Annotated in this window: 20 protein-coding genes and 1 tRNA gene; 13 read left to right on the plus strand and 8 right to left on the minus strand. The window is 53.9% G+C overall.

The features are described from left to right. The first annotated feature begins 59 nt into the window (after positions 1-59). The 6 genes from ACOYW1_RS05060 to ACOYW1_RS05085 all read left to right on the plus strand — a co-directional run bounded on the left by ACOYW1_RS05060 (position 60) and on the right by ACOYW1_RS05085 (position 5,569). Entirely contained in the window at positions 60-497 is a 438-nt protein-coding gene (locus ACOYW1_RS05060; protein ID WP_180147028.1) for a MaoC family dehydratase, read from the plus strand. A 298-nt stretch (positions 498-795) separates the two neighbouring features. Beyond that, a complete protein-coding gene (locus ACOYW1_RS05065) occupies positions 796-2,058 on the plus strand; it encodes an ABC-F family ATP-binding cassette domain-containing protein (RefSeq protein ID WP_482421913.1) in 1,263 nt (420 codons plus the stop codon). Continuing rightward, positions 1,973-2,590: a hypothetical protein gene (locus ACOYW1_RS05070; RefSeq protein ID WP_482421914.1), complete on the plus strand. Its 618-nt coding sequence runs from the start codon at positions 1,973-1,975 to the stop codon at positions 2,588-2,590. The genes ACOYW1_RS05065 and ACOYW1_RS05070 overlap by 86 nt, the downstream gene beginning before the upstream one ends. A gap of 119 nt (positions 2,591-2,709) precedes the next feature. Continuing rightward, the gene (locus ACOYW1_RS05075; RefSeq protein ID WP_482421915.1) at positions 2,710-2,916 is read left to right on the plus strand and encodes a hypothetical protein; all 207 of its coding nucleotides are present in this window, start codon (positions 2,710-2,712) and stop codon (positions 2,914-2,916) included. 327 nt (positions 2,917-3,243) lie between these two features. Further along, positions 3,244-5,262, plus strand: a complete 2,019-nt coding sequence (locus ACOYW1_RS05080; RefSeq protein ID WP_482421916.1) for a GspE/PulE family protein — start codon at positions 3,244-3,246, stop codon at positions 5,260-5,262. Continuing rightward, positions 5,210-5,569 (plus strand): ATPase, T2SS/T4P/T4SS family, encoded by a 360-nt coding sequence (locus ACOYW1_RS05085; RefSeq protein ID WP_482421917.1) that lies wholly within the window; start codon positions 5,210-5,212, stop codon positions 5,567-5,569. The genes ACOYW1_RS05080 and ACOYW1_RS05085 overlap by 53 nt, the downstream gene beginning before the upstream one ends. Before the next feature lie 100 nt (positions 5,570-5,669). Here the strand turns inward: ACOYW1_RS05085 and ACOYW1_RS05090 are convergent, their stop codons facing one another. From ACOYW1_RS05090 to ACOYW1_RS05100, 3 genes are all read right to left on the minus strand, one after another. After that, on the minus strand, positions 5,670-6,233 hold the full coding sequence (locus ACOYW1_RS05090) for an epoxyqueuosine reductase QueH (protein ID WP_482421918.1): 564 nt from the start codon (positions 6,231-6,233) through the stop codon (positions 5,670-5,672). A gap of 253 nt (positions 6,234-6,486) precedes the next feature. Then, positions 6,487-7,182 (minus strand): YggS family pyridoxal phosphate-dependent enzyme, encoded by a 696-nt coding sequence (locus ACOYW1_RS05095; RefSeq protein ID WP_482421919.1) that lies wholly within the window; start codon positions 7,180-7,182, stop codon positions 6,487-6,489. Positions 7,183-7,188: 6 nt separating this feature from the next. Next, positions 7,189-7,791, minus strand: coding sequence for a Maf family protein (locus tag ACOYW1_RS05100; RefSeq protein WP_482421920.1), 603 nt, complete (start codon positions 7,789-7,791; stop codon positions 7,189-7,191). 228 nt (positions 7,792-8,019) lie between these two features. Here ACOYW1_RS05100 and ACOYW1_RS05105 point away from each other — a divergent pair. Then, positions 8,020-8,106: transfer RNA gene (locus ACOYW1_RS05105), tRNA-Leu, on the plus strand. Between the two features lie 299 nt (positions 8,107-8,405). Here the strand turns inward: ACOYW1_RS05105 and ACOYW1_RS05110 are convergent. From ACOYW1_RS05110 to ACOYW1_RS05130, 5 genes are all read right to left on the minus strand, one after another. Then, a complete protein-coding gene (locus ACOYW1_RS05110) occupies positions 8,406-8,819 on the minus strand; it encodes a tyrosine-type recombinase/integrase (RefSeq protein ID WP_482421921.1) in 414 nt (137 codons plus the stop codon). A gap of 11 nt (positions 8,820-8,830) precedes the next feature. Further along, complete coding sequence (locus ACOYW1_RS05115; protein ID WP_482421922.1) at positions 8,831-9,280, minus strand: hypothetical protein; 450 nt, start codon at positions 9,278-9,280, stop codon at positions 8,831-8,833. A gap of 257 nt (positions 9,281-9,537) precedes the next feature. After that, positions 9,538-9,783, minus strand: coding sequence for a helix-turn-helix domain-containing protein (locus tag ACOYW1_RS05120; RefSeq protein ID WP_482421923.1), 246 nt, complete (start codon positions 9,781-9,783; stop codon positions 9,538-9,540). Between the two features lie 60 nt (positions 9,784-9,843). Next, positions 9,844-10,167 carry a hypothetical protein gene (locus ACOYW1_RS05125; protein ID WP_482417229.1) on the minus strand — a complete coding sequence of 108 codons (324 nt, stop codon included), beginning with the start codon at positions 10,165-10,167 and terminating at the stop codon, positions 9,844-9,846. 183 nt (positions 10,168-10,350) lie between these two features. After that, complete coding sequence (locus ACOYW1_RS05130) at positions 10,351-10,530, minus strand: hypothetical protein (RefSeq protein ID WP_482421924.1); 180 nt, start codon at positions 10,528-10,530, stop codon at positions 10,351-10,353. 1,456 nt (positions 10,531-11,986) lie between these two features. Between ACOYW1_RS05130 and ACOYW1_RS05135 the strand changes: the two genes are divergently transcribed. From ACOYW1_RS05135 to ACOYW1_RS05160, 6 genes are all read left to right on the plus strand, one after another. Beyond that, positions 11,987-12,187, plus strand: a complete 201-nt coding sequence (locus ACOYW1_RS05135; protein WP_482421925.1) for a hypothetical protein — start codon at positions 11,987-11,989, stop codon at positions 12,185-12,187. A 121-nt stretch (positions 12,188-12,308) separates the two neighbouring features. Then, on the plus strand, positions 12,309-12,794 hold the full coding sequence (locus ACOYW1_RS05140) for a phage regulatory CII family protein (protein ID WP_482421926.1): 486 nt from the start codon (positions 12,309-12,311) through the stop codon (positions 12,792-12,794). 201 nt (positions 12,795-12,995) lie between these two features. Further along, complete coding sequence (locus ACOYW1_RS05145; RefSeq protein WP_482421927.1) at positions 12,996-13,439, plus strand: hypothetical protein; 444 nt, start codon at positions 12,996-12,998, stop codon at positions 13,437-13,439. 780 nt (positions 13,440-14,219) lie between these two features. Beyond that, the gene (locus tag ACOYW1_RS05150) at positions 14,220-14,369 is read left to right on the plus strand and encodes a hypothetical protein (RefSeq protein WP_482421928.1); all 150 of its coding nucleotides are present in this window, start codon (positions 14,220-14,222) and stop codon (positions 14,367-14,369) included. A 133-nt stretch (positions 14,370-14,502) separates the two neighbouring features. Beyond that, positions 14,503-14,688 carry a hypothetical protein gene (locus tag ACOYW1_RS05155; RefSeq protein WP_482421929.1) on the plus strand — a complete coding sequence of 62 codons (186 nt, stop codon included), beginning with the start codon at positions 14,503-14,505 and terminating at the stop codon, positions 14,686-14,688. Between the two features lie 809 nt (positions 14,689-15,497). Next, on the plus strand, positions 15,498-15,872 hold the full coding sequence (locus tag ACOYW1_RS05160) for a hypothetical protein (RefSeq protein WP_482421930.1): 375 nt from the start codon (positions 15,498-15,500) through the stop codon (positions 15,870-15,872). Positions 15,873-17,695: the final 1,823 nt, after the last annotated feature.

The raw sequence follows: 17,695 nt of genomic DNA on the forward strand, positions 1-17,695 counted from the left end.
CTGCTCTCTTGTGGAGAGCCTTGCCTGCGGTGAACCGGTAAGGCAAACAAGGAGAGGGCATGAACGGGAAAAGCATCGATGACATAGCCGTGGGAGATCACGCCGAGGTGGCCAAGACCATCTCTGAATCGGATGTCTACACCTTTGCCGGGGTGACGGGGGATTTCAACCCGGCCCACGTGAACGAGCATTATGCCAGCGGGACGTTTTTCAAGCGGCGCATCGCCCACGGCATGCTGTCGGCCGGCCTTATCTCCAATGTGCTGGGAACGCACCTGCCGGGGCCGGGGGCCGTCTACCTGAGCCAGGAACTCAAGTTTACGGCGCCGGTGTATATCGGCGATACCATCACGGCGCGGGCCGAGGTGGTGGAGGTGATGGCCGAAAAGAATCGCGTGATCCTTGAGACGGTCTGCACCAATCAGGACGGCACCGTGGTGATCACGGGGACCGCCCTGATGAGTCCCATGAAAAAAAGAGCGGCAAAGGCCTCCTGACGGATCACCGCCACAGGCCGGTGTCCATGAGAGCCCCCGTTACCCCAAGCCTTAACACAGGGGAACCGGGGGCTTTTTTGCGTGGCCGGGACGTTTGACGGAACTCCGGGAACCTGCCCCGGCGTTGACAAGGGGACAGCCCTCCGATATAACCCGCATATTTTCTGCGGAAGCGTTGGAATCAACCGGACCAAGGTAATTCTGGGAGACCCATGGTGACCTCGAAAATATCACCAAAAGTTATGGTGGGCAGCAACTCTTTGATGACGTCAGCTTCAAGATCAACACACGGGAACGTGTGGGGCTGGTGGGCCGTAACGGCCATGGAAAAACCACCCTTTTTCGACTGATTACCGGGGAGGAAGAGCCCGATTCGGGCCAGGTGACCATTCCGAAAAACTATCGCCTCGGTTACGTAACGCAGCACATCCGCTTTACCGAAGAGACGGTCCTTGCGGAAGCCGCCCTCGGGCTGCCCGAGCATGAGGCGGATCAGCTCTGGAAGGTGGAGAAGATCCTGGCGGGCCTGGGGTTCTCCCAGGAAGCCATGGGAAAACATCCCGGATCTTTTTCCGGAGGGTTCCAGGTGCGCCTGAACCTGGCACGCGTGCTGGTCGAACAGATCCGGGCCGCCTCGCTTCTGGACGAACCCACCAACTACCTGGACATCACCTCTATTCGCTGGATTGAGGGCTTTCTGAAGGCCTGGCCCCGTGAGCTGCTGCTCATCACCCACGACCGGGGATTCATGGACCGTGTGGTGAGCCATACCGTGGGGATCCACAGGGGACGTGCCAGAAAGGTCACGGGCAACACCGAGGCCTGCTATACCCAGATCGCCCAGGAAGAGGAGATCTACGAGAAGACCCGTCTCAACGACGAGAAAAAGCGAAAAGAGATGGAGCTTTTCATCTCCAGATTCCGGGCCAAGGCGCGCCTTGCCAACATGGTGCAGTCCCGCGTGAAGACCCTGAACAAAATGGAGAAAAAAGACAAGCTGGCTTCCCTGGATACCCTGGGGTTCAGTTTTCGAAGTTGCCCCATCAAGGGCAAGCAGCTCTACACGGCCGAGAATCTCTCCTTCGGCTACGACGGTGGGCCGGAGCTGATCCGCGACTTTTCCCTCACCCTGGGGGCAAGGGATCGCATCTGCGTGGTGGGGCAGAACGGTCGGGGCAAGACCACTCTGTTGAAGCTCCTGGCAGGGGAGCTGGCGCCCAAAACCGGTACCATCACCCATCACCCCTCGGCAGCCCCCGGGTTTTACGAGCAGACCAACGTCAGCAGCATCAACCCCATGCGTACCGTGGAAGAAGAGATCCTCTACGCCCACCCCGATGTGGAACGCCAACAGGCGAGAAACATCTGCGGGGCCATGATGTTTGAAGGGGACAAGGCCCTGAAAAAGTGCTCGGTGCTCTCCGGTGGGGAGAAGAAAGACTCGGGCGACGTGCGGCAAACTGCTGGTGACGCCTTTGAACCTTCTGTTTCTGGACGAACCCACCAACCACCTGGACATGGAGTCCTGCGATTCCCTCATGGCCGCCGTGGACAACTTTGACGGCACGGTGGTGATGGTCACCCATAACGAGATGTTTCTCCACGCGGTGGCCACCCGCCTGGTGGTGTTCCGCAACGGCGGGGTGGAGGTGTTTGACGGTACCTACGCCGAGTTCCTCAACAAAGTGGGCTGGGGCGATGAGCCCGAAGGCGCCGTATCGGAAACCCTTGCCATGGATGAGGCGGAGGCGCCGGCCCCTAAGAAATCCGTGGGAAAAAAAGAGAGCCGCAAGTTGCGTTCCGCCATCATCTCACGGCGGAACAAAGAGACGGCCCCCCTGCGAAAGAAGATGACCGCTGCCGAGGAGGCCATCGATACCAGTGAAAAAGAGATCGACCGGATCAATGAGGCTCTGCTTGAAGCCACCCAGGGCGGTGATTCGGCCCTGATTACCTCTTTGTCCAAGGAGTTGCACCATCACAATGCCGTCATCGACGAGGGGTTTGAGGTCCTTGAAACCCTGTCCGATGAGCTGGACCGTTTGGAGGCATCGTTCAACGCGGAGCTTGAAGAACTCGGCGGCGCTGTGTAAGCTGGTGCGGCAAGAGATTGCGGGGGCTGCGTGACAGGGGGCTTTGCCAATGCGTCCGCGTAGGGCCGGAAAGGGCCGTCCGGCGGGTATCTGAGTGGAGACGATAAGGGGGAGAGGCGATGAAAAAAGTCTGGGGTGCCATGCTGCTGCTGATGGGGCTGGCCATGTTTTTTACCATTCCGTCCAAAGCGCGGCAAATTCAGGAAATCCGGGAGCTATCCGGCGGGACGGTCCTGCTGATGAAATTCTGTTTTTATCTCATCAGTATCCTTCTTATGGGCGGCGGCATCCAGAAGCTCAAGGGAAATACAGGAGAAGATTCCTGACCCGGTCCAGTGAAGGGTAAGGATGCACGAAAAATAAAAAAGGTTTATCTTCCGAGGTTTGCATTAACCTTAAACGAGTTGTTCGTACCGGCGTCACATGAAAAAAACATGTGACATGAGGGCGATACCATCCCGCCGATACCCTGCACCCGGGATCAGGGACACCTAAGACACCGGATCGATCCCCATAAAGAAGCGGTACGAACCTTCATCCACCAAATCATAGATTTTCATGTCGATGGCGACCCCCCCCCAAGTGCCGTCCCCTTTTCCGTTGCGAGGGCCCTTACAGGGTCGCCCATGCGGTGATTAGCAAAGGAGTGGGCTGTGAGCGGAGCGACCAACGGGGTGAGCGAAGTCGAAAACCTTCAGCAGGAAGTGACCTACCGTACCCGTCTTCAGGACATCTGCAACAAAATTTACGCTGCGGTGAACCTGGACGACATCATCATTCATCTCAAAGATGAGATCAAGTCCCTCTTTGAAGCCGAACGCATCACCATCTACTACGTGGACGGGGTCAAACGGGAGATCGTCTCCCGGTTCAAGACCGGCACGGAGATCGACGAGATCCGCCTGTCCATAACCACCTCCAGCATCGCCGGCTACAGTGTCCTTAAAAAGAGCCTCCTGAACATCAAGGATGTCCACGACAACCAGGAGCTGGCCGCCATCGACCCGAGCATCACCTTTGATTCCAGCTGGGACCGCAGGACAGGCTTTGTGACCCGGCAGATGCTGGTGGTTCCCATCCTCTACAAAACTTACCTCCTCGGCGCTGTTCAGCTCATGAACCGCAAGCAGGGGGATGTCTTTACCGCACAGGACGAAGAGAACCTCCAGGAGATCGCCAAGATCATCGGGATCGCCCTGTACAACCAGAAGCGTGCGGCGCGAAACAAGAAGAGCAAGTTCGACTACCTCCTAGAAAATCACATCATGACCCAGAAGGAGCTGTCCCAGGCCGAACGGATGGCCAGGGAGACCGGCGAGACGGTGGAGCAGGTGCTCCTCTCCCGGTTTAACATTCCCAAAGGTGACGTGGGCGAGGCCCTGAGCCGCTACTACAAGGCCCCCTTTGTGGAGTACAACAGCAGCATGCCCATCCCCGGAGAGCTTTTAGAGGACCTGAAGGTACCCTTTATGCGCAACAACCACTGGGTGCCCCTGAGGTCCGATGGGGATAAGGTGGTTATCATCGTGGACGACCCCCACGATGCCCAGAAGATGGGGCAGATTCGCGTGCTTTTCCCGGGCAGGGAGCTGGAGCTTTTTATCTCCTTTCGAGAGGATATCCTTAACTACATCACCCTGTTTACCCAGGACGAAAAACAGCAATCCTCCATTGACGACATCATCTCTCAGCTGGCCGATGAAGAAGATGAGATCGAAGAGGCCGAAAGCAGTCTGAGCGAAGAGAGCAGCGTGGTGGTCCAGCTGGTGAACAAGATCATTATCGATGCTTACAACCGAGGGGTTTCGGATATCCATATCGAGCCCTATCCGGGCAAGGAGAACACCAAGGTTCGCTTTCGTACTGACGGTGCCTGCGCGGTCTACCAGACCATTCCCTACCAGTACCGGAATGCCATTGTATCGCGCCTCAAGATCATGTGTGACCTGGACATTGCCGAGCGCCGCAAGCCCCAGGACGGCAAGATTAAGTTCAAGCGTTACGGCGGCCTTGACGTGGAGCTTCGTGTGGCCACCGTGCCCACCCAGGGCGGTATGGAAGATGTGGTGCTGAGGATCCTGGCGGCCGGAGAGCCCATTCCCTTGGAGGACATGCGCTTTTCCGACCGGAACTTTGATAAATTCGTGGAGATGATCAACAAGCCTTACGGCATCATCTTTGTCTGCGGCCCCACGGGCTCCGGCAAGACCACCACCCTCCACTCCGCCCTGGCCAAGATCAACGACGAGGAACGCAAGATCTGGACGGCCGAGGACCCGGTGGAGATCACTCAGAAAGGCCTCAGGCAGGTCCAGGTGCAGCAGAAGATCGGTTTCGACTTTGCTGCGGCCATGCGGGCCTTTCTCCGGGCCGACCCCGATGTCATCATGGTGGGGGAGATGCGTGACCGGGAGACCACCCATATCGGCATCGAGGCCTCCCTTACAGGCCACCTTGTTTTCTCAACCCTTCACACCAACAGCGCGCCCGAAAGTATCACCCGTCTCCTCGACATGGGCATGGACCCTTTTAACTTTGCCGACGCCATCCTCTGCATTTTGGCCCAGCGCCTGGTGCGGACCCTGTGCAAGGATTGCAAGGAGGAGTACCACCCCAGCCGTGACGAGTACGATGAACTGGTGGGAGTTCGGCAGCCAGGAGGAGTTCGATGAGTTTCAAGAATTCCCTACGGATGACCTGATGCTGCACCGCCCCAAAGGCTGCGACAAGTGCAGCAACACGGGCTACCGGGGCCGTATGGGCATCCATGAACTCCTGGAAGGCACCGATGAGATGCGCAAGCTGATCCAGACCAGCGCCCGCATGGAGGAGCTGCGGGACCAGGCCGTCCGTGACGGGATGACCAGTTTGAAGCAGGACGGCATTGCCAAGATTTTCCAGGGGTATTGTGATCTGTTGCAGGTGAGGAAGGTGTGTAAGAGGGGTGGCGGTTACTCGGAAAAAAAAGGGGATAGGTAATTAGGTAGGGAAGGATACTGAAACAGTAAAGGGCGACCGTGGGGTCGCCCTTTTTTATTGTATCGCGGGGCGAGGGCAAAGCCCTATCACCTATCACCTATCACCTATCACCTATCACCTGTTTTACCTTTTTTATCTCTTTCGCATACCGGTCTTTTTCGCTGTAGATGCATCCGCAATACTGCTGCCGGTACAGGCCCATCTCTTTGGAGGTGTCGATGCCCTCCTTCCAGCCCGGGCGAAAATCTTCATAGTAGAATTTTACGCCCACCTGCCTGCCCAGTGACTCGCCGATGCTTCGAATGAGCTCGTGGTTCTGGTGGCGGCTGTAGAGAAGGGTGGAGGTGAAGGCTTCGAATTTCCCGCGTTTGGCAAGAAGGGCCGTGGCCCGGAGCCGGTCGTGATAGCAGACCCGGCATCGGTCTTGTTCCCGGAAGGCGGCGCCCCGGAGAAAGGCCTCCAGCTCGTATCCCTCCTGGTAGATCATCCTTAAATCACAGGATTCGGCAAACTGCTGCATGGCCTCTTCACGCTTCATGCACTCGGTGAAGGGGTGGATGTTGTGGCGGTAAAAAAAGCCCATCAAGGTGTGGCCAGCTTCGCGAAGCACCCGTGTCGGGTAGATGGCGCAGGGGCCGCAGCATGTGTGCATCAAAATTTTCATGGTCGCTCAGTGCCTCCTACGGGCGCTTTTTTAAATAAAGCTCCCATCTGTGCAAAAGCCTGCGGCGTAGCGTGCCGCAAAAATTCTTCGGTTACATTCCCTTTTGGTCCTGAGCTCCAACGGGGCGGAGGACCAAAACAAGGCCATCGGAAAACCAACTCTTTTCGAAAAAACCGAAATAGCCCTATAAATCTGCTTGTCAAACTTTTGAAAAGTTTGGCCTCCGGCGGGGGCCACCGGAGGCGACATGGTCTTACTTGGCAGAATAGTCCCGTGCGCCGAAGATGGCCGTGCCCACACGCACCAGGGTGGCGCCCTCTTCGATGGCTACCTCAAAGTCCCCGCTCATGCCCATGGAGAGTTCCTTCATCTCCACGCCGGGAATGCCCAGGGCCTCAATACGGTCTTTGATGAGCCTTAACTGGCGGAAATAGGGCCGGGCCCCTTCCGGGTCGTCAAAAAAGGCGGGCATGGTCATGAGGCCTTTGACGGCAACATTCTCCAGGCTGGCCACCTCTCGCACCAGCTCAATGACCTCCTCGGCCGTGGTGCCGGACTTGCTCTCTTCGCCGCTGGTGTTGACCTGGATCAGGATGGGCTGAACCACTTCTTTTTTGGCCGCCTGTTTGTTGATCTCTTTGGCTAACTTCAGGCTGTCCACCGAGTGGATCAGGGTAAATACCCCGGCCGCGTACTTCGACTTTTTGCTCTGGAGGTGGCCGATGAAGTGCCATTCGATGCTGTCGTCTCCGACCTCCTCGATTTTGGCTACGGCTTCCTGGATGTAGTTCTCGCCGAAGATTGTCTGACCGGCGTCCCTGGCTTCTCTGACCATATCCGCGGGTTTGATTTTGCTGACGGCAACGAGTCGGATCTCGTCGGGGTTGCGTCCGGCCTTTTCGGCGGCTTCTCTTATATGCTTTTCAATACGTTCAATGCGATCTTTCATCTCGTGCTATCTGAACTCCACCAGATCGATGTCCTTTAAATGTTCCACCACTTCGCAGATGGGCAGTCCCACCACGTTGGTGTACGAGCCCTTGATCTCCCTGATCAGGGAGGCTCCTTTGCCCTGGATTCCATAGGCACCGGCCTTGTCAAAGGGCTCATCCGTGCCAATATACCAGCTTATCTCGGCTTCGGACAGCGCTTTGAAGGTGACCTCGGTGACCACAACGTCACAGATTTCCCGCTCAAGGGCCTTGTTGGTCAGGCAGAACCCGGTGCACACCTGATGGCTGCGCCCGGACAAAAGGGACAGCATGCGCCGCGCGTCGTCTGCTGAGTCAGGCTTGCCGAGAATCGTGTCGTCCACCACCACGATGGTATCGGCCCCCAGGACCCATCGTTCGGGATGGGTTTCGGCGACGTCCCGCGCCTTGAGCCGGGCCAGTGCCATGGCGCAGCCCGAAGGCGCCACCCCTTCCGGCAGGACTTCATCGGCACAGCTGGGGAGGATATCTATAAGGACTCCGGCTTCTTCAAGGAGATCTTTCCGTCGGGGAGACTGGGATGCAAGGACAAGCCGTTGGGTATCAATATGTTGATTTTCTTTCATTTCGGGGGTTGTAGCAGAAATAAATCCGGGTTGCAAGGCGCACCGTAAAATAAGCCGCGTGGCCGCATCCCCTTGCCATCAGAGGGCCGGGGCGCTTCTTTCCCCTTTCAGGCTACGAAGGAGCACAAAATCCTTCAGCCCCAAATTGTCGGTTGCCATTCAAAAAAAAATCGAGTAAAGAGATACAGTCCTTTCGACACACGTCGAACAGGGCCATTTTTATGCTCTGCCCGGATGGCGGAACTGGTAGACGCAAGGGACTTAAAATCCCTCGGACGCAAGTCTGTACGAGTTCGATTCTCGTTCCGGGTACCATAAAAATTCATATGCGATTTCGGTATCTTGTAAAAAGTTTCTTGCCAATGGGTAAGAAACTTTTTTGCGTTCATACTGTAACAAAATGGGCCAAAATCGGCCATTTTCATTACAGTTTCATTCTCAGTTGAAAAATGAATACGCCCCGCCGAACCCCCTCTCATTGAACCAATGCTTCCCCTTTGCCATGGCCACCCCGTGGCACCTCGCCAAAAAAAGTCACGCACGGGCGCAGTCCGTCACCACATGGGAAGGGGCGATGCCCCGGAGCATGTGCGCCCCTGGGGCAAAATCTTTTCTTATTCATCTGTGCAGGTGGGGAGGGGCATGGGGCCTAAGGTAAGGCAAAATTGTTCTGAGGCGGCCTTGAGGTGATCCGGGGAGAGCTTGGAATAGATGAGGGTGGAGGCCATGGACTCGTGGCGCATGAGCTCCTGGATGGCTTGGAGGTTGGCGCCGCCCATGGCCAGGTAGGAGGCGAAGGTGTGGCGGAGGTCGTGGAAGCGGTAGTTCTCGAACCCGGCGGCCCGCACGGCCCGTTTGAACTTGTGCCCGGTGTGGGTGCGGGACGTCCAGCAGAAGATCTTTGACGCTTCTCCCTGGCCCGGGCCATGCATCGGGAGAGGGTTTCCCGGGCCGTGGCGTTGATGGGCACCCGGGTTGCCGGTTTGCTCCAGGGGCACGATGCGCAGGTAGTCGGGCGGGTTGTCCACGTCGGCCAGGGTCAGGCGCAGGGCCTCGCCGTTTCTGAGGCCCAGGTAGCAGGAGAGGGTGCAGAAGTCGTAGAACTCCCGGCTCCTCGATGTGGGCCATGATCCGGGCCATGTGCTCCTTGGGAATGTAGCGGATGCTCTTGGGCTCTTTCACGGGCTTGGGGAAAACAATGGGGTGGTCGATGTATTCCCACTGCCGGGCTTTTTTCAGGGCGGCCTTCACGTGGCGGTAGTGTTTGTTCACCGTGGCCGAGCAGGCCCGCCCGGATCATGTCGCTGCCCAGCTTGTCCAGGTGGCGGGTGTTGATCTGGTTCACATCCGTGGTATCCCCCCAGCAGGAGGAGGCCTTGTTCAGTCCCTGCTTGTACGCAAGGAAGGTCCCCTCCGACCGGTTTGTCTCCACATAGTCCAGAAACTCCTTTTTAAAATCCCCGAAGCTTTTGGCCATGCCGGTCTTCATGGCGGCCACCTGCCCGGTCATGAGCTGGCGGGTGAACTGGGTGAAGAGCTTCCGGGCCAGCTTCGGGTCTTTGGTGGCGCGCTTCGACCGGCACGCACAGGGCCTTGCGGCGCTGTTTGCCGTTCTCCTGCCAGAGTGCGTAGTAGGTATCGTGTTCGGTGTGTCTCCAGAGCCTGGGCATGGTGACACCGTAAGAGAGCTTTACTGCCATGTCAATCTGAATCCGTGGATGCTATTCGCGTTAAAATTGAATTGTTTCAGATGCGTACCAGGCGTCGATGGACTCCCGGTCCACGATAGCTCAGCTTTCCCGTCCGCTTGAACCCGTTGATGTACCCGGCATTGATCCAGCCGCGCAGGGTGTTCTTGGACGCCTTGGCATACCCCGCCGCTTCCTCCAGGGTGAGCCACCGTTGAACGGTCTGCTCCGCCCGCAGGGTGTCCGCCACTTTTCCCGCGATGGCCGCCGCCATCGCCTCCATGTCACTGTGTGTCAACTCCATGAAACCAACTCCATTGTATTGAGGGGATCTATCCATAGACCATCTGAAGGGGTGTCCGGTTCAGACGGCCAGGGCGTGTTCGGAAAACGCAGGTCCGGCAGTGTCCGCGTGGGTGAAGCACCAGGAACAGAGAAACCGGTTTCCCTTGGCCACGGTGTGCTGGCCGCAGCAGGTGCAGATGGGGCCGTCCTTGGGTTTTTTCCTGGCCGCTGCCGAGTGGGTGTTTCGGCAAAGGCGGCTGATGGTGGGCTGGCTGGTACCGAAGAGTTGGGCCACGTCTGTCTGCTTGTGGCCTTCGTCCAGGAGGCGCTGGATCTCCTCCAGGGGCAGTGTGGATTTGGGGCCGCGAACCGCGGCCTGGGTGTGGCAAATGGTGTGGGTCATGATCTCTCCCCTTAAAGCTTGAATAACGCCTTCCGGGGCCAATACAAAAGGCCCATGCCGGAAGGACCGGATATGGGCCGATGTTTATCGGGGTGAGAGATTTTCAAGGTAGCCGAATATACCGACAGGAACAACACAAAAAAAAACACCCCGGCATCCGGGGTGGTTTTTTTATGATCTGTCTTATTTCCGCAGGCGGCCCACCCCCACGTACAAGAGGAAGGTGTCTATCCCGGAAGCCTCACCGGAATCACCCGCCACGGCCACCGCCTCGGGCACGGCCGTCCGGGGCACGGAATGACCCCGAAAGATCCCCATGGCCAGGGCGCCGAGCATGGCCCCGCCCAGGATCAGGGCGGCCATGGTGGCCTTGCTGTATGTCTTCTGTGGGGTGACGGGTCGAGCAGGTTTGCAGGTGGCTTTTGTCTGGTGGGGGGCTTCGTTTACGAGGGCATGCAGCCGGGCTTCAATGGCTTCGCGTCTCTATATATTTAAAAAGAGATGTCTATTTATCGCTCGTGGCCTTTTGGTCAAGATCTAATGCAAACTCCATGTTTAAGCAATCGGTCTATCTTATACATAAGCTCTTTTTTTGGCGTTGCATAAAACTGATCAAAAAGTTTTTGGTAATCATCCTTGATGTTTGAGAGGGGTATAATCATAGTCTGTAGCAATAGCATCAATGACAGGATCCATAAACGATTTTGTCTCACTAATTATATATTTAAAATTTGAAAAATTTTAGCTGATGTTTCTTTGTCTAAATATATTGAATTTAGTGACAAATTGTCCATTGCCCTTTCCGTAGATGATTTAAAATTGCTAATTTTGGAATCAATATCTTCCATGATTGAGTCTGGGTGGAGTGGGCTATGAGTAAAGTAAATGGGGATCGCTAAGTTCCTTACTCATTTCCATGGCACTTTTTTCTAATGATAAAAAGATTTTTATTGATCTGCTTAATTGCTTCGGATCGATCTGCATCAACTCTGTTGTATTTGGTGTTTTTTATGTGCTCTAAAGAAGCAAGTTCAGACTTGTATTGTTCAACTGTTAATTCAAACTCATGCTTTAAACTTTCAATACTTTTTTTCAATATTCACGTTTTAAAGCTTCTTTGTGGTTTTCAAGTCTTTCATCATACCACAATCCCATCTAGTTTTTGAGCTCTTGTTATTCATGACCTAAGCATGAATAGTATTAAAGTGGAAAGAAATGTTAGTTATCTGTGGTTAAAATAACGTGATTTACATAATCCCGGAAAGATAAAAGTAGCTCATTTGACATAAAAAAAACCCTTATATAGCAATTATACAACCAGCCTAAAAAGTTGATTCATCCCCTTATCATCAACACTTTTTCCGTCCTCAGGCGAGGTGAAGTATTCATAGGCAGGGAATAACTGGCTTTTTTTTCTGCACCAGCTCTTTACCTTCGTTTTTCGCTTCTTTAACCCATTTTATGATGCGGTGCAAAGCACTAAGATCCATTGACAGGCTTTCTTGAGTATTTTCAGGAGTTCTGTCCCCTTCGCCAACACTTCCCCCTTACCCGTTAGCAGCCAGTTTATATTTATTGAGAATGTATCCCGCATTCCCGTTAGGGTCTCAACAGATGGAGATCTGCCCTTAATGTAAGTGTGAAATGTTGCTGGGCAACGCCTATCGCTCTGGCGTCTGCTGCAATTCCAGCTGATTTAGGTTATCATATTTTTGAGGATCTGTAGCGTTGGAAAATGTAACGTGACTGTTGACACTCAGTTCTGATCCATCAGACGTTTAGCTCACTCAATGATGATAGATCAACATAGGAGGAGGCCATGACCAAAGATGAAATCAAAAAGGCCCTCAAGGCGAAGGCAGTTCGCCCTGTGGATCTTGCAAGAAAAGCGATGGTTACGCGCTCAATGGTGAGCCATGTCATGTCTGGCTTGACACATCCAGCAAGTTCACCCGTCAGGGGCTTGATTATTGAAACCCTTGGCAAGAAACCCTCGGAAATTTGGCCACCCAAATGTTGAGTGGTTCCATATTGCCATAAATGTTGAGTGACGCAAGCAAAAAAAGTTGAGTGGGGCTTGCTGTAACAACAGTATTTCACTTTCAAATCGAATAGATAACCGGAAATTAGCGGAGCGACTCATGTACAAAAGTGAATTCGTTGAACTTTTAGGGGGCATTCAGCGTGATGTGAAAGCCCATGGTGTCAAGACTTTGGCCTATCGCCGCGTCAGGCCCCAGACTCTGTACGCAGATGTGGATCCCCGGTCCGTTGGCCGCAGGACCAACAAGCTTGGGGTGCTGGACTGGATGGTGCTTCTGGATGAAACCGGAAACCTCACCAGCCTGGACGAGATGAACCGCCGGTTTGGTCGCATCAGCCTGCCCATCCCCGAACCCGGGGTTGAAATGAACGCCCTGAGTTGGGTGCAGTACTGCGCCACCATGGCCAAAGAATCCGCCGAGGCCATCAAGGCCCTGGCCGAGGGCCTGAGCAACGATGATCGCCTGGACAAAGGCGAGCTGGCCGATTGCGAGAAGAAACCTGGGAAGCCCTCCAGGCGTTCGGCTCCTTTGATCTTGGTGATCAAAACCGAGCAGGCCAAGTTCGACGTCATCTACGCATAACCATCAACAGACAATGAAATGAATATGGGGCCTGATGTTGTTGGGGCCAGAGCCACAACCTCATCGGCACCCATATACCAAAGGCAATGACATGACGGCTTACTACAATGAAGTCGACCCCAAGGCGGCGGCATGGCTGCGGGAACTTGATACCCCGGGGCCTCATTGCAGGCGGGGATGTAGATGAGAGGAGTATCGAAGATGTTAACCCAGATGACCTTCGCGGATATGCCCAATGCCACTTCTTCGCTGGTATCGGCGTTTGGTGCTACGCCCTCAGGCAAGCAGGATGGCCAGATGATCGCCCGGTTTGGACCGGATCCTGCCCATGCCCCCCATTTAGCACCGCAGGCAAAAAGAGCTGCCCGAAGTGCGGTAGCTGGAACTCTCTACCGCATGCTTATCGAACAGGGGTATTCCGCTGCACAGATTGCGGACACGACTGGTATGCGGACGGTAGGCATCGGTGCCCGAGTTTCACAGGCTCATCGAAAAGAGCGCACCCGCCCTTCAATCGTCTTTGGCGAGCAGGTTGCAGGAAAAAACGAGAAGCTTGGGGCGACATTGTGGAGAGCATCATTGGAGTTGAGCACTACGCCGTCGGGCGTGTCTCTTTTGCGGCATGTGGTGTCGGTGTGCCGATGAAAGCGAAAGACTTTACTGGGTGGCGGAGGCCCGCAGCGAGCGACGGCGAAGGGGCGAAACAGAAACGCCTGGGATGAACAGCCACAGTTGATCGACACAACAAGTCACATGATCCACATGGCCGAGACCGACAATGAATTGTGGGGCTCAGAAAGCAAGGCTTACCGAATTCAGCGGTTGAAAGAAATTCCGAGGATGCTGTTCTCCTGAGTTCTTGGCCCAGGCCAAACACAATGAATGTCAAGGGGAGATACAAGGACCCGATGCTGGTTATGAAACGAAAAGCGCAAGGGCGGCAGCAGAATTTGCAGGACATCGCGGCGTTGGCGACGTGGCCGCGATCAATTGCGGCAGGCAGTCGGGGCAGTGCCGGGAAACAGTCAACCGATCATCTATATGCCACCGCAGAGTTTGACCGGCCTGCGGGCCCGACTAACGGCTTCTGGCGAGATGTTGATTGGCTTTTCTGCAGGGATGGGATGTGCTGGCGAAGTTAGACCCGAGCATTCCCGCTGGCTCATGGGGAGTCCGCCATAATCGGCGCGATGGGCGGTTACGGCAATGCAATCGTTGCCCAGCAGGCGGCAGCCTTCATTGAAAGGGACGATGAAGTGACACATCAATACTGTTTTGAAACGGAGGGGCGTTATGCGGAGCCGCCGGTCCCTGGGCCATGAAGCTCGGCAACACATAGATCAGGTAGAACGGATTGAGGCTGGGGCCACAAAATTGCTGCCGACCCCTGGCAAGTGAGGTGATGAAGGATGTCAGGATCACACCTTGCGGCGGCTGGACCCAGATCGCCGGGCCAAAGGTCTGGGTGAACTCATCGAAGAGGAGGCCGGGATGCTGCTTCAAGAGATGCGGCAAGATCTTGCCATGATCGAAGCAGGGGAACGTGGAGAGCTTGAAATCAAAGCTGGACGCTGAGCGGAGTGATAAGACGGGATCAATATATTCGATTGTCCATTGCCTTTAGTAATCACAGAAAAGAAAACGTTCTCTGCCTCGGGCGTCGGGGCCGAGGTGTACCATAGACCTGGCGGGTGCGATCGCCGCGGGGGTGGATCGCCCCTCCGGCTACCTGGAGGGATGGGACCAGGAAGACATTGCCGATGCCTGCAACTGGATGGAAGACCCCAAGGTGTTGGTGGATGCCCTGGTGGAAACCCACTGGCTCACCAAAGATCCGGAAGGGGATGACGCCATCATTCAGACCGGCGCCATCAGCCCTGGGCCCACAAGGTGAAAGACAGGGCAGACGCATCCCGCTTTTCCAGGCTCGCCCAGGTCAACCGAGCCAAGTACGACGAATTGAAAGCCCAGGGCGTGAAGGCCATCTCCCGGGAAGAGTACGATGCCCTGAGCCAGCCCGAGCGGCTTTCCGGCGAGGCCCCGGCGAATCGCCAGCCGGTCGCCAGCGAAGGCCAGCCAGTCCCCGGCCCCTTTCCTTTCCCTTCCCTTCACATTCCAAACACAAAACAAAAACCTTTGCTCCTGCCGGAGGCGGGAGAGGAGCCGAGCCAGCAAGCCAAACCCAAGCCCGAGTTTTCAGGTCGTCCCACAAAAGCTTACCACCCCGCGTTCGAAACGTTCTGGGCAGAGTACCCGGCCCGCAGGGGCAGGAAGGGCAACAAGCGAAAAGCCTTCGATGCCTGGTGGAAGCCAACGCCGCAAACGCAACAACCCGGATCAGATCATCGCCGACATCATCCGGCTCCGGGACACATACTGCGAGTCTCCCGCCCGATGCCGTCACCTGGATCAACGGGCAGCGCTGGGAAGACGAAGTACACCCATGCCCTCCGCCCAAGCAATCCATGCGCCCAACCGGCAGGCTCCAGGGATCTGAGCTTCTGGCCCACAACACCCGCGTTGCTGCCGAGTTCCTGGGTGCCATGCTGAACCCGTCGGAGAAGGGAAACACTTTGCCACAACCACGGATCGGCATCGGCCAGAACTACGGCGTCCAGCTTGAGCCCCATTTTCTTGAAGTTCGACTACTAAGGCCCTGGGCAACTGCACCATGGCCAGATCGAAGCCGCCGCCCTCCAGATCGTGCGGACCCGCAAGTACACCACCATGCCCACCATCGCCGACTTCGTGGAGGCCATCGAGGGCAGCGCCGACGACAAGGCATCGGTCCAGGCCCTCCTCGTGTGGGATGCCATCCACCGGCCACGGCGTCTACGCCTGCCCAGTCTTCGAGGACCCCGTCACAAACCGGGTCGTCTCCCAGCTCGGCTGGAAGTCCATCTGCGCCACCCCGACAGCGACCGAAGCTGGTTCCTCCGCAACATGGCCGCCGCCTACAAAGCCCACCGCAAATGCGACGAGGTCAAGGCCATCTCCGGCCCCACCGCCGTGGGCGGCCTCATCCAGGGCATGGTGAAAACCATCGGCACAAACACCCCCACGGCCATGCACGGCTGAACCGCAGACCACGGAGGACCCCATAGGCCAACCAGAACAGAAAACCCGAAACATCAAACTCACCCGCGCCGTGCTCTGAAGGCAAAAGCTTTGCGGAAGCCGGTCGGCTTTTCAAACGCCAGCCAGACACGCGCTCGCCAAATCTACGAAGCCAACGTCCACATGTTCTTTTTCGACCGAGGGTGGAACAGGCGGCAAACCAAAGGGCTCAGCACCCTAAGACGTGAGTACCCAGGCCATTGTCAACTGCACCAACAAGCAAAATTGATTTTTTTCAACCCCTTGAAACAATACATTATATGAGATTCATGGCAGGCCAAAAGGTTACCAGAAAAATTGCTGGGACTACCGACCAACTATTCTCAAAAATCTGCCCGAAGAAAAAAAATACAAAGAAACCAAATGAAAAGCCCCTGGTGAGGTCGGGGCTTTTTTTGTTTGACTTAAATACTGTTGATGGATTGTTGAGTTTATGCTTAAGTATTAACCATAAAATCTGATGAAATGATCGTAGAGTCTCAAGAATTATGACAATATAATATATAAATTGAATAGGGTTTATGTTGATAAGGTAAAATGAATAGATTCTTTTGCGTGTTTTTGTTCGGGACAAATATTGATGATTATTTATTCTATTAAGCTTTTTCCTTAATTTGACAGCTAAAAAGGAACCATAAATGGAAGCCGTAAAACAATTGGACGAGGTGGATCAAAGGCCGAATAATAAGTAGTGTCCTTCTATCAAAGAGATGTTGATAAGGTCATCTTAGAAGACAAAAATATAACAGATGATAAAAAATGATTTAGAAAATCAATTCCGTCAGATTTGCTTAAAAAGATTAGCGGCGATAAACAAAAGCGAGCTATGAATTTACACGAGAAAAACAATCAAAAGTTGATCAAGCATTAATTTCAATTAATGACAACAGGATTTGTCCGTGAGAAAGCCTCAAAATGTTTAGCTCAGAAGTTGTTAGAGGAAGAAATTTATAATCCACAACAATCGTCTCTGCCACTTATCGTCATCAGGTGACGGGCATGTAAAAAAAGGAAGTTTCCTTCAGTTTTTATTCAGAGATAAAGGAACTGATATTTCAGATCCTAGGGTGTGAAGACAGAGCATCAGCTTTCTTGGACGAAAGCAAAATATTTCAAGAGAAAAATAGGACTGGCAATTTCAAAGAAAATATACAAAAAGCTTGCAAGACTACCTTTGGAATGGATCTGGATGTCTATATTTATGATAGAACAATATACTATCAGTCTATTGGTGGAAAGGTTTTTTGGATTTAAACAAAATAAGAGCGACTCTTTGAATACAAAAACTGCTTCAAAAGAGGTGATAAAATATCTTAATATAATTAAGGAAGATTCTCCCAACAGACTATACAGTACTCCGAAATGCGACAATTTCTGCATTTAAGCAACAGGGGAGTAGTTGAGGTTCGATGATTTTATAACAAATACTTTTAGGAATGACGGAACCAGAATCTGCGTTAAAAGAAAAATTACAAAAAGATCTTGATAAGCTTCGTCAGTTACCAGAGAAAAAAAAATTTGATTCCTCTTTTAACTTAGTCCCATCATAGTTTCCGAGGAGTCAAATTTAAGCTTAGTCGAGAAATAACTATCTCCATTGATGATGGTATTGAAAATTTGGAAGATAAAGTTTGGTCTAAATAGCAAGGGATGGAAAAAAATTAGTTGTTGTAGACTCGCCGGATGAATGATGTTCAAGGCTAAAAAGAGAACTTAATTTTATGTTGATAGAATACTTAAAATACAACAAAACATTTGATGCTGCTACAATTGAAGAAACTTTT

The sequence above is a fragment of the Desulfoluna sp. CYM3A genome, assembly GCF_056829965.1.

Excerpts from the sequence above, each read along its gene's own strand:
- ACOYW1_RS05060 (WP_180147028.1), top strand. The coding sequence starts at position 60 with ATGAACGGGAAAAGCATCGATGACATAGCCGTGGGAGATCACGCCGAG.
- ACOYW1_RS05075 (WP_482421915.1), top strand. The coding sequence starts at position 2,710 with ATGAAAAAAGTCTGGGGTGCCATGCTGCTGCTGATGGGGCTGGCCATG.
- ACOYW1_RS05090 (WP_482421918.1), bottom strand. The coding sequence starts at position 6,233 with ATGAAAATTTTGATGCACACATGCTGCGGCCCCTGCGCCATCTACCCG.
- ACOYW1_RS05095 (WP_482421919.1), bottom strand. The coding sequence starts at position 7,182 with ATGAAAGATCGCATTGAACGTATTGAAAAGCATATAAGAGAAGCCGCC.
- ACOYW1_RS05100 (WP_482421920.1), bottom strand. The coding sequence starts at position 7,791 with ATGAAAGAAAATCAACATATTGATACCCAACGGCTTGTCCTTGCATCC.
- ACOYW1_RS05115 (WP_482421922.1), bottom strand. The coding sequence starts at position 9,280 with ATGAAGACCGGCATGGCCAAAAGCTTCGGGGATTTTAAAAAGGAGTTT.
- ACOYW1_RS05120 (WP_482421923.1), bottom strand. The coding sequence starts at position 9,783 with ATGGAGTTGACACACAGTGACATGGAGGCGATGGCGGCGGCCATCGCG.
- ACOYW1_RS05125 (WP_482417229.1), bottom strand. The coding sequence starts at position 10,167 with ATGACCCACACCATTTGCCACACCCAGGCCGCGGTTCGCGGCCCCAAA.
- ACOYW1_RS05130 (WP_482421924.1), bottom strand. The coding sequence starts at position 10,530 with ATGGCCGCCCTGATCCTGGGCGGGGCCATGCTCGGCGCCCTGGCCATG.
- ACOYW1_RS05135 (WP_482421925.1), top strand. The coding sequence starts at position 11,987 with ATGACCAAAGATGAAATCAAAAAGGCCCTCAAGGCGAAGGCAGTTCGC.
- ACOYW1_RS05140 (WP_482421926.1), top strand. The coding sequence starts at position 12,309 with ATGTACAAAAGTGAATTCGTTGAACTTTTAGGGGGCATTCAGCGTGAT.
- ACOYW1_RS05145 (WP_482421927.1), top strand. The coding sequence starts at position 12,996 with ATGTTAACCCAGATGACCTTCGCGGATATGCCCAATGCCACTTCTTCG.